10 protein-coding genes are annotated in these 8,533 nt (G+C 70.0%); 5 read left to right on the plus strand and 5 right to left on the minus strand.

What is annotated here, in order from left to right; genetic code table 11:
• Positions 1-65: 65 nt before the first annotated feature.
• Positions 66-644 carry a TetR/AcrR family transcriptional regulator gene (locus SSMG_RS00785; RefSeq protein WP_009071849.1) on the minus strand — a complete coding sequence of 193 codons (579 nt, stop codon included), beginning with the start codon at positions 642-644 and terminating at the stop codon, positions 66-68.
• A complete protein-coding gene (locus SSMG_RS00790; RefSeq protein ID WP_009071851.1) occupies positions 611-1,987 on the minus strand; it encodes an amidase in 1,377 nt (458 codons plus the stop codon). The genes SSMG_RS00785 and SSMG_RS00790 overlap by 34 nt, the downstream gene beginning before the upstream one ends.
• Positions 1,988-2,090: 103 nt before the next feature.
• On the opposite strand from SSMG_RS00790, the gene SSMG_RS00795 reads away from it, so the two are divergent.
• Positions 2,091-2,675, plus strand: a complete 585-nt coding sequence (locus SSMG_RS00795; RefSeq protein WP_086024928.1) for a DinB family protein — start codon at positions 2,091-2,093, stop codon at positions 2,673-2,675.
• A 48-nt stretch (positions 2,676-2,723) separates the two neighbouring features.
• Positions 2,724-3,752, plus strand: coding sequence for a D-cysteine desulfhydrase family protein (locus tag SSMG_RS00800; protein ID WP_009071854.1), 1,029 nt, complete (start codon positions 2,724-2,726; stop codon positions 3,750-3,752).
• On the opposite strand, the gene SSMG_RS00805 is transcribed toward SSMG_RS00800, so the two are convergent.
• Both SSMG_RS00805 and SSMG_RS00810 read right to left on the minus strand, forming a co-directional pair.
• Positions 3,730-4,380 (minus strand): DUF998 domain-containing protein, encoded by a 651-nt coding sequence (locus SSMG_RS00805; RefSeq protein WP_199785742.1) that lies wholly within the window; start codon positions 4,378-4,380, stop codon positions 3,730-3,732. The genes SSMG_RS00800 and SSMG_RS00805 overlap by 23 nt on opposite strands.
• 92 nt (positions 4,381-4,472) lie before the next feature.
• A complete protein-coding gene (locus SSMG_RS00810; RefSeq protein ID WP_037712147.1) occupies positions 4,473-5,237 on the minus strand; it encodes a protein phosphatase 2C domain-containing protein in 765 nt (254 codons plus the stop codon).
• Positions 5,238-5,431: 194 nt separating this feature from the next.
• Here SSMG_RS00810 and SSMG_RS00815 point away from each other — a divergent pair, with 194 nt between their 5' ends.
• Positions 5,432-5,641: a hypothetical protein gene (locus SSMG_RS00815; protein ID WP_009071860.1), complete on the plus strand. Its 210-nt coding sequence runs from the start codon at positions 5,432-5,434 to the stop codon at positions 5,639-5,641.
• Positions 5,641-6,174 (plus strand): Clp protease N-terminal domain-containing protein, encoded by a 534-nt coding sequence (locus tag SSMG_RS00820; RefSeq protein WP_037712150.1) that lies wholly within the window; start codon positions 5,641-5,643, stop codon positions 6,172-6,174. The genes SSMG_RS00815 and SSMG_RS00820 overlap by 1 nt, the downstream gene beginning before the upstream one ends.
• On the opposite strand, the gene SSMG_RS00825 is transcribed toward SSMG_RS00820, so the two are convergent.
• Positions 6,171-6,812, minus strand: coding sequence for a YitT family protein (locus SSMG_RS00825; RefSeq protein WP_037712152.1), 642 nt, complete (start codon positions 6,810-6,812; stop codon positions 6,171-6,173). The two genes, SSMG_RS00820 and SSMG_RS00825, sit on opposite strands and share 4 nt — an antisense overlap.
• A 61-nt stretch (positions 6,813-6,873) precedes the next feature.
• Between SSMG_RS00825 and SSMG_RS00830 the strand changes: the two genes are divergently transcribed.
• The gene (locus SSMG_RS00830) at positions 6,874-8,313 is read left to right on the plus strand and encodes a PLP-dependent aminotransferase family protein (protein WP_009071863.1); all 1,440 of its coding nucleotides are present in this window, start codon (positions 6,874-6,876) and stop codon (positions 8,311-8,313) included.
• Positions 8,314-8,533: the final 220 nt, after the last annotated feature.

The following is an 8,533-nucleotide window of genomic DNA, read 5'->3' on the forward strand; positions in this document are numbered from 1 at the left end:
GCGCGCCGCGGAAGTCGCCGAGATACCGCCAAGCCGCGGTACCTCGAACGACCGGCGGGGCCGGGTCAGCCTCGCGCGCCGTGCAGCAGCATCATCAACGGCTCGGCGGCCGGAACGTCCGTGCCGGTGGCCAGCCGACGCAATTGCAGTCCGGCGATCAGCGCGACCACCGGTCCGGCTACCCGTTCCGGGTCCGGCAGGCCGAGTGCGGTGAGGATCGTGATGGCCAATTCGTCATACGCCGCAAAGCATTTCGCCGATGCTTCGTGCAAGCCAGGGTCGCGTGCGGCTTGCAGATACAGCTCGTGCGGCGCGAGTTCGTCCGTGCCGAACGGCAATTGCCTGATCACGTGCTCTACGACGGTCGCCGCTTGTTCGAGGCTCAGCCCCTGTTCCCGGTACGCCTCGACGATTCCCGCCAGTTTCGCCGTTTCCTCCTCGGCGAACAGCAGCATCGCCTCGCGCAACAGCTCGGTCTGGCTCGGGAAGTGATACGTCAGCGTGCCGAGCGAAACGCCGGCCGCGGCGACGATGCGTCGGTTGGTGAGGCCGCCGACGCCCTGTTCGCCGACCACTTTGAGGGTGGCCCGGAGGATCGCGTCGCGAGTGGTCACCACCCCGGCTCGGGGCGTCGGTCCGGCCATCGCAGCACCTCTTCCAGTTGCGCGGCAACGGAAATCAGCCGCTCCTCGGAATGCGACGGGCCGAGCAGCTGGGTGCCGAGCGGCAGCCCGTCCGCGGTCAGTCCGGCAGGCACGTTCAGCCCGGGCCAGCCCAGCACGTTCCACGGCCAAGCGTACGGGCACGCGGCGATCATCGTCTGATCGGTCTGCCAGCCGGAAAGCCCGTCGAACGACCCGATCGCGGGCGGCGGGGTCGCGGTGGTCGGCGTGAGCAGGACGTCGATGTCGCCGAACACCCCGCCGATCCGGCGGCGCAGCACGGGTTCCACCGCACGGGCGAGTTTCAGCGCGGGACCGGCGAGGAGGCCGCCTTGCTGGGCGTTGCTGCGAGTGCGCGGGTCCAGCGCGGACGGTTCCGGCACGCGCCGGGTCCAATCCCGCACGCCGGTCAGCGATCGCGGCAGGAAGGTGAGGCCGATCAGTCCGTACCCGGGTTCGACTGGCACGATCTCGTGTCCCAGTCCGGCGAGCGTTTCGGCGGTTTGCCGCACCGCCGCCTCGACGACTGGGTCGAGCCTGGTTTTCGTGGCGGTGAAGGGAATCCGGGTGGACAGGCCGATGCGCAGCCGTCCGGGTTCGCGTCGCGCGGCGGTCTGGAACGCGGTGCCGGTGCCCGCGGTGACGTCGAGCAGGGCGGCCGCGTCGGCGACCGTCCGGGCGAGCGGGCCGAGCACGGTGAGGCCGTGGAACAGTTCACCGTCGGTCGGGATCCGGCCGCGCTGGGTTTTGATCCCGACTAGCCCGGTCCACGCCGCCGGGATGCGCACCGAACCGGCCCCGTCCGACCCGAGCGCGGCGGCCACGATCCCGGCCGCCACCGCCGCGGCCGATCCGCCGGACGACCCGCCCGGCGTGTGCGCGGGCTGCCACGGATTGCGCGTCGCGCCGAAGGCCGGTCCCTCGGTGAACGGCCATTGGCCCAGCTCAGGCGTGTTGGTTTTGCCGATGATGACCGCGCCGGCCTGCTTGAGCCGCGCGACCGCGGGCGCGTCCGCCGTCGCCGCCGGGAACTCGCCGGGACAGCCGAACGCGGTGGGCAGACCGGTGATATCGACGTCGTCCTTGATCGCCACCGGCACGCCGAGCAGCGGTGCGCGATCCCCGGCCGCGCGACGCCGGTCAGCCTCCGCGGCCTCGGCGAGCGCCGCTTCGTCGCGCAGCACCCGGAACGCGTTGAGCACCGGCTGGCTCGCGTGCGCCCGCTTGAGCGCGAGTTCGGTGAGCTGCCCGGCCGTGACCTCGCCGGAGTCGAGCGCGGCGGCCTGGTCGGCAAGGGTCGGGAACTCTGTGGTCGCGGAAGGCATCGGCGGCTCCCCGTTCTCTCGTTCGCTCGAACGAACGTATCACGGCGACGGCCGGGAAAGCACCCTTGACCACGGCAGACGAAGTTCGGGCATGCTCGGGGGCGTGATCGATGACTTCGCGAAGGAGTACCTGCACAGCGACCTGAAAGAGGTCCGGCAGGTGATGCTGCGGAAGCTCGACGGGCTGTCCGAGTACGCCGTTCGCCGCCCGCTGACGTCGACCGGCACCAACCTTCTCGGCCTGGTCAAGCACCTGGCGGTGGCCGAGGCCCGGTACTTCGGCGAGGTGTTCGGCCGCCCGTTTCCCGAGCCGGTCCCGCGGTGGGACGACCTCGAACAGCGCGGCCGTGACCTGTGGGCGACCGAGCACGAAAGCCGCGAGGAAATCATCAGCCGCTATCAACGCGCCTGCGCGCATTCCGACGCGACCATCACCGCTCTCGCCATCGATTCGCCGGGGCACGTGCCCTGGTGGCCACGTCCGGACGTGCTGCTGTTCAACGTCCTCGTCCACCTGCTGACCGAGACCAACCGGCATGCCGGGCACGCTGACATCCTGCGCGAACAGCTGGACGGCGCGGTCGAAATGGACCTCGCCGCGCACGGCCGGGACGCGGCCTTCTGGCAGGCCCGGCGAGCCGAAATCGAGCGGGCCGCCAAAGCCGCGGACGCGACCACAGCTGGGTAGCGCCACCTAAACTGCACGTCACCAGCCCGGCCAGCGCACGGAGGATCGATGACGTTCGACTTCGCCCGGTTCCCCTCCTTCGACGGCTTTCCGCGCGCCGGTCTCCACCACGGGCCGACGCCGCTGGTCCCGGCACCGCGGCTGGGCGAAGCACTCGGCATCCCCCGGCTGCTGCTCAAGCGCGACGACGTCCATCCGCTCGGCGTCGGCGGCAACAAGCTGCGCAAACTCGACTTCCACCTCGGCGCGGCGCTCTCCGAAGGAGCCGACACCGTGCTCACCTTCGGCGCGGTACAGACCAACCACGGCCGCCAGACCGCCGCAGCATGCGCGAAGCTCGGGTTGCGCTGCGAGTTGGTGTTGACCGCAGCGGTACCGCGGTCGGGCGACGCGTACGAGCGGTCCGGGAATGTCCCCCTCGACCACCTCTTCGGCGCGCGGGTGCACATCTGTGCGTCCGATGTGGAAGCGTCCGCGACCTACGAGCGACTGCTTGCCGAGGCAGCGGACGAGGGCCGGAAAATCAGGACGGTCCCCGTCGGTGGGTCCGACCCACTCGGCGTTCTCGGCTATGTGGATGCCACCCGCGAGCTGGCTGCCCAGCTGGTGGAGCTGGGGCTGGACCACGCCCGGATCGTCGGTCCGCACGCCAGCGGGGCCACGGCGGCCGGACTCGCGCTCGGCACGGAGCTGCTCGGGTCGCTGGACCTGGACATCGCCTGTGTCAGCCATCCGCTGAATGAGGCTGTGGACAACTTGGCTCACCTCACCGCCGGGGCCGCGGAGCTGCTTGGGTTCGACCCGCCGAAGCTGGAGCACGTCTGGCTCAACGACACGACGATCGGCGAGGGCTACGGCATTCCGGCGTCGGGAACCTGGGAAGCGATCCGGTTGTTCGGCCGCACGGAAGGCGTGGTGCTCGACCCGGTCTACACCGGAAAAGCCGCCGCCGCCCTGGTGGAATGGGCGGCGGCGGGCCGGTATTCGCCCGAGGAGACCGTCGTGTTCGTGCACACCGGCGGACTTCCCGGACTGTTCGGTTACGCGCCCGAATTCATGGCCGAGGCGCAGAAGTAACGAGCACCGCGGCGCGAGCGGTTTCGGTTCGCACCGCGATCCGCAGCAGGACCAGCAGCAGGGCGACGTTCGCGATCAGCGTGAGCCGCTGCGTCGCGCCCACCGGCAGCACCTCGGTGAGCGCGTGGAACGGCGGCACCCCGGCTTCGTCGAGGCGGACGAACAGGAAACTCACCGCGAAAAGGCCGACCGCGGCGAGGCCGAACTTCAGCCAGCGCACCACGAACACGCGCTCCGCCGTGCCGCGCAACGGTTCCAGCAGCGTGATCGCCGCGCCGGGGAGGCTCGCGAACGCGATCAGGCACGAGTACAGGTGGATGTCGCCGCTGATCGGATTCGGGCTTTGCGGGTAACTGGCCGGAAAAACCGCGGCGACCGCGAGCCCGAGCGCCCACAGCATGAGCAAAGCCTTGGTGCTGAACGTCATCGGCACGCCACCGGCGACCAGCGCGCCGAGCACCGCGAGAGATCCGACGGCCACCGACAGCACGCTCGCCCCGAGCATGCCCTCCCCGCGATCGGTGATCGTGTAGCTCGAAAGCGTGTCGTAGATCGGATCGTGCGAGCTGATGATGTGCAGCACAGTGATCGTGAACAGCCCCCAGGCGATCGCAGCGAGCGCCGTCAAGCGCCATCCCCGGACGCCTCGTGAGTTCCCCATGTAGCCAGATTGGCGGTTCCGCGGCGTTTCGTGATCAGGGAAAACCCCTGATTCAGCCCCTACCCCGTGAAGTCGGCGAGGACGAGCACCTGGTCGTCGTGCCGTTTGGCGCGCGGCCAGCGGACCGCGTGCGGATCGTCGTTTTCCGCGGCGCGCACTGCGTCGAGTACTGCTTCCAGGCCCTTGTTTTTGGCTAGCTGCAAGACTTCCGGCCAGGTGAAGAGACCGTATTCGTCTACCCCGATCGCGACGCCGTCGGTGGCGATGAGGACGGACTCGACGTCCTTGCGCGGCCAGCTGCGGCGGACTGCTTTGTGGGCGGCGGCGGGGTCGGCTTCGGCTACCCAGAAGCCGTCTTCGGCGTTGCGTCTTTGGCGGACGTCTTTGCCGGTTTGGAGGAGGCCGTTGTTGCGCAGGGCGATCAGGCGGTCGTCCGCTACTACGTCGGTGCCGAACTGTCCAAACGCGACGATGGGGCTGTCGGCCAGGACCAGGGCTTCGATTTCCTGGTCGGTCCAGCGGAGGATGGAGACTGTGCTGGAGGGGGAGTTGCCTGGGGTCAGGTGGTGGGCTTTGGCTACTGCGGCGATTGCGGTGGCCAGGGCGGCGCTGAGGTCTTTTTCGGGGTTGGTGCGTAGTTCTTGGGCCAGTTGGTCGCGGAGGAGGTGGGCGTACCAGCCGCCTGGGGGGAGGTCTGGGCTCGGGGAGGTGGCTCCGTCCAGGACCAGGACGGCATGGTCGAGGAGGGCGATGTGGTCTTCGGTTGGGCGGGGGAGGCCGTCGGAACCGACTCCGGCTCGATCGGCGGTCGAGATGTCGGGCACTGGTCGACTGTAGCTCGGTCGGCCTTGGTGGGGCGGCTCGTCGCCGGGCGGCGACATTGCGCCCGGGTGGTTTGGCGGCGGTTTTAGTGCCGTGAGGGGAACCCTGAGGGACTCAGAGTCCGTGAAGGTGGCCCTCACGGACGGTTGTGTCAACCAGGGTTGACAAGGGCGGAGTGTCAACCTAGATTGACATTATGACGGAGGCGACGGATTTGGCCGCTCGCGCTGGTGACCGGGATCCCCGGGTGGGGCTTCGGGCGGTGGCTGCGTTGAGGCGGTTGCTTGAGCAGTTGGAGGCGGTGCAGGTGCGCAGTGCGCGGATGCACGGCTGGTCTTGGCAGGACATCGCGGCCGAGTTGGGGGTCAGCCGGCAGGCCGTCCACAAGAAGTACGGGAGGCATTGATGTTCGAGAAGTTCACCCATGACGCCCGGAGAGCGGTCGTCGAGGCACAGGCGGCGGCGCAGGAGGCGGGGGCGCGCGAGATTTCCGCGCAGGCAGTTTTCGCTGGGTTGGCGCGGGTCGAGAGCGGGGAGGCCGTGCGGCTCCTGCAGGCCCTTGGGGTTTCGCGTGAGGACGTCTTCGCAGAGCTTGCCCGGGTACGTCGGCGTGGCGGGCTCAGTGACGCCGATGCCGAGGCGCTCACCGAGTTCGGGATTGACGTTGATCAGATTGTCGAGCGGATCGAGCAGACGCACGGTCCGGGCGCGCTTGCCCAGGCGAGCCGGCCGACCAAGCGCAATCACTTGCCGTTCACCGAGGACGCGAAGAACGCGTTGCAGATGAGCGTGCGGGAGGCGCAGGAGCTCGGCGACAAACACTTGGGGCAGGAGCATTTGCTGCTCGCGCTGGTGAAACAGCGCGGTCCGGTGGCCGATTTCCTCGCCGCGCGCGGGGTCGATTATCCGGCGGTTCGGCAGGCCGTCGGCAAGCGCTAATGCTGTTCTCGCTGGTGCGCCCCGGTGCGCCAAGTGACCAGGGGGAGCAGGGCTTGCGTCAGCGGGCCGATGCTGAGGGCGTACAGCACGGTTCCGATGCCGACCGTGCCGCCGAGCAGCCAGCCCGCGGCCAGGACCAGTACCTCGATGCCGGTCCGGACCAGGCGGACGGACCAGCCGGTGCGCGCGTGCAGGCCGGTCATCAGGCCGTCGCGCGGGCCGGGGCCGAGACGGGTGCCGACGTACACCGCGGTCGCCACCGCGTTCAGTACTACGCCGCCGACCAGCATCAGGATCTGCCAGACGAGCACGTGCTGATCCGGCAGCACGGCGCGCACCGCGTCGACGGCCACCGCGATCACCGCGATGTTCGCAACGGTTCCGATGCCGGGGCGCTGGCGCAGCGGAATCCATAGCAGCAGCACGAAAACCGCCACGACGGCGCTGATCGTGCCGAACGTCAGCCCGGTGATCTTGGTCAGGCCGTCGTTCAGCACGTCCCACGGGTCGAGACCGAGGCGGGCGCGGGTGAGCATGGCCATGCTCGCGCCGTAGAGCGCGAGGCCGGCGAGCAACTGGACACCCCGGCGCGCGGGGGCTCGGCGAATGCTGAGGGGACTGAGGTCGGTAACTGCCACTTCTCCACTATTGGTTACCACTGGCCTGATCTGCCATGGCCAATGCGCGATAATTGGCCTTATGGAACCTCTCGGTGGACGCATCTCGGGACGGCGATTGGCCACATTGCTGGGGGAATGGCGGCAGCGTGGCTCCCGGCAGGGTGCGTCCGACCTCGCCGCGGCGATCGAGTTGCACGTGCTCGACGGGCAGTTGCCGATCGGGACGCGGCTGCCCGCCGAGCGCGAACTCGCCGACGCGCTCGGCGTCAGCCGGACGCTCATCGGCGCGGCGCTCGACCGGCTCCGGGCAGACGGCCTGGTCGCCAGCCGGCGCGGGGCCGGGTCGTGGGTGGCCGGCGTCGGAAACCGCGACGAGGCCGAGGCGGTTCGCGACGACCTCCTCGACCTCGCGCGGGCCGCGCCGCCCGCGGTACCAGGGCTGATGGCCGCGTTCGACACCGCGCGGCGGGATCTGGTCGAGTACGTCAGCGGCAACGGGTACCTCACCGGCGGACTGCCGCGGCTGCGCGAGCGGATCGCCGAGCGCTACACGGCGCGCGGCCTGCCGACCTCGCCGGACCAGGTGCTGGTGACGTCCGGTGCGTACTCCGCGTTCGTGCTCTGCCTGCGGATGCTGGCCGGCCCGGGCGACCGCGTCCTGCTGGAGCAGCCGACGTATCCGAACGCCATCGACGCCGTCCGCGCGACGCATGCGTTGCCGGTACCGGTCGCGCTCGATCCGGTGCACGGCTGGGATCTGCCGGGGATCGAGGCCGCGCTGCGGCAGGCCGCGCCGCGGTTCGGTTATCTCGTGGTGGACTTCCAGAATCCGACCGGGTTGCGCCTCGACGCGGCGGGCCGGGAACGGCTCGGCGGGCTGCTCGCCCGGACGCGGACGCCGGTCGTGGTCGACGAATCGCTGGTGGAACTGGACTACGAGGGCGATCCGGTGGACGGTCCGCCGCCGCTGGCCGCGTTCGGCGGGGATCTGGTGCTGAGCGTCGGGTCCGCGGCGAAATCGCAGTGGGGCGGGTTGCGGCTGGGCTGGATCCGGGCGTCGACGGATTTGCTCGACCGGCTGCAGTCGTCGCGGTTCGCGGTCGACCTCGGCGCGCCGGTGTTCGACCAGCTCGTGCTGGCGGCGCTGCTCGAACCGGAGGGCTACGAGGTGCTTGCCCGGCGCCGGACCGAATTCCGGGAGCAGCGGGACATCACGGTCGCGGCGCTGCGCAAGTACTGTCCAGAGTGGACTTTCGAGGTGCCGTCCGGCGGATTGTCGGTGTGGTGCCGGTTGCCGGAACCGATGAGCACGCGGCTGGCGGTGTCGGCGGCGAACCACGGGGTGCAGATCGCGCCCGGGTCGAGGTTCGGGGTGCACGGCGGGATGGAGCGCTGGCTGCGGCTGCCGTTCGGGCTTGCGCGCGAGCAGCTGCCGGAGGCGGTGCGGCGGGTGAGCGTGGCGGCTGCCTCGGTACGCGGCTGCGCGGACGTGCCCGCGGAACGGATCGCGGTGACGTAGCGCGGTTCTCTCTCCGAAAAAGTGAACAGCCGGTGCACCGGATGGGATCCAGCCACTCCAGGGAGGGTGGCGGTCACCTGTCCGGCGCACCGGCCGATCGTCCGAGGCGCTTCCCGGCACAGCCCCTCGAAGTGCCGGGAAGCGCCCTCGGTTCAGGCGGGCTTCGGTTGGCGCAGGCCCTCGCTCGGCGCGGTGAGCGAAAGCCTCCGGAGCACGCCCG

It is taken from the genome of Streptomyces sp. AA4 (assembly GCF_000158875.1).
Classification (GTDB): domain Bacteria; phylum Actinomycetota; class Actinomycetes; order Mycobacteriales; family Pseudonocardiaceae; genus Amycolatopsis.

Bases quoted from the DNA above. Each gene is read 5' to 3' on its own strand.
- SSMG_RS00815 (WP_009071860.1), top strand. From the start codon at position 5,432: ATGACGGAGGCGACGGATTTGGCCGCTCGCGCTGGTGACCGGGATCCC.
- SSMG_RS00785 (WP_009071849.1), bottom strand. From the start codon at position 644: ATGGCCGGACCGACGCCCCGAGCCGGGGTGGTGACCACTCGCGACGCG.
- SSMG_RS00830 (WP_009071863.1), top strand. From the start codon at position 6,874: ATGGAACCTCTCGGTGGACGCATCTCGGGACGGCGATTGGCCACATTG.
- SSMG_RS00820 (WP_037712150.1), top strand. From the start codon at position 5,641: ATGTTCGAGAAGTTCACCCATGACGCCCGGAGAGCGGTCGTCGAGGCA.
- SSMG_RS00800 (WP_009071854.1), top strand. From the start codon at position 2,724: ATGACGTTCGACTTCGCCCGGTTCCCCTCCTTCGACGGCTTTCCGCGC.
- SSMG_RS00790 (WP_009071851.1), bottom strand. From the start codon at position 1,987: ATGCCTTCCGCGACCACAGAGTTCCCGACCCTTGCCGACCAGGCCGCC.